The organism is Staphylococcus croceilyticus, assembly GCF_002902575.1.
GTDB lineage: Bacteria > Bacillota > Bacilli > Staphylococcales > Staphylococcaceae > Staphylococcus > Staphylococcus croceilyticus.
In genome coordinates this window covers 621-1,987 of record NZ_PPRD01000087.1, presented here as the reverse complement: position 1 = coordinate 1,987, position 1,367 = coordinate 621, and the positions used below count along the sequence as shown (strand labels likewise).

The following is a 1,367-nucleotide window of genomic DNA, read 5'->3' as shown; positions in this document are numbered from 1 at the left end:
CAATAAACTATCCCCTTGCCCTACATCAAAAAAAGTAATGGAAGTGTGATGTGGTTGTGAATTGAATAAGATAACTACTATAAATATCAACGAAATTAGCAAGCTAGCTAATAATTTTTTGTGGCAAATAAATATATAAATCAGAAGAGAAAGTAAAAAGTAGATTAATAAGTTAAATGTAGAAGTAGAGGCAACAAATATCTGATCATTTTTAAAAGTAAGAAATAAATTGAGGATATTATCATGAACAATAAAAATTTCGTTCATGAGATGGTTTATAAAATTAAAGTTACTTACAAAGTGATAAATAATAAATATAAAAATTGATAAAGGAAAGATAATGAAACTATATAGAGGGACAAAAATTAAATTTGAAAACAATCCAATCCATTGAAGTTGGTTGAAGTGATAAATACATATAATTGAAGATGATAACTGAGCGATAAATGTAAGAAATAATAAACTTTGTAAGTGAGTCAAAGAATTTAATAGTGGCAAAGACAAAAGTATAAACAATGATATTAAAAATGAAAATTGGAAACCAATATCATATATTATTGATGGGTAGCTAATCGTTAAACCTATAAAAACAATACTTAAAATATCTAGTGAAGAAAGTTTAAATTGTCGTGGAATAATTAAAAATATGATCGTAGCTAAGATCGCTCTCAAAGCACTAGGAGCAAAATCAGTATAGAAAGCAAAAAGAATAAGCATTATAATTATAGCCAATTTTATAATTGCTTTCGGTATATTAAATCGCACTAAACTTTGATGTATTAAGAAGGATATAGTAGCTATGTGAGAACCACTCACCGCAAGTAAATGATAAATACCTATTATTTTTACTTTGTCTAAATATTCTTTGTCTATCCCACTCATATCACCAGTAATTAATGCTAATATTTTTTCAGGGTTTTTCAAATTATTATGCTCAAGCTTATTAGTAATGTACTTTATGTGATGTTCAATAAAATTATTGTGAGTAACAACATGACATTGTTTATAATTAATTTCTTTAATAAAGACATATGCCTTATCATTGATTACATTTGAGAGAGTTCCCTTAATTGGGCACGCATTATTTTCAAGCATACTCGCTATTATATTTGGGTTTTTACTTATATATGTAAATGAATAGCCAATATTATCAATATAGAATTCGCCTTTAAACTGATTTTTAGATTGGTTTACCATACCATTAAATACTACTTCTCTATCAATGTTTTGATTTAATTTATAATATTGGTTTAATTTAGCGCTAGCGTTTATATTATGATTTGCTACTAATATCCCACTTATAAAACTAATAATTAATAAAATTAAGAAGTTGAAATTAAATTGTTTTTGAAGACCGATAAAAATTA

At 25.6% G+C, this 1,367-nt stretch carries 1 protein-coding gene; it reads right to left on the bottom strand.

Annotated elements, in window-relative coordinates:
* On the bottom strand, positions 1 to 1,367 hold a 1,367-nt coding region (locus tag CD128_RS11895; RefSeq protein ID WP_231917298.1), incomplete at both ends, for a ComEC/Rec2 family competence protein.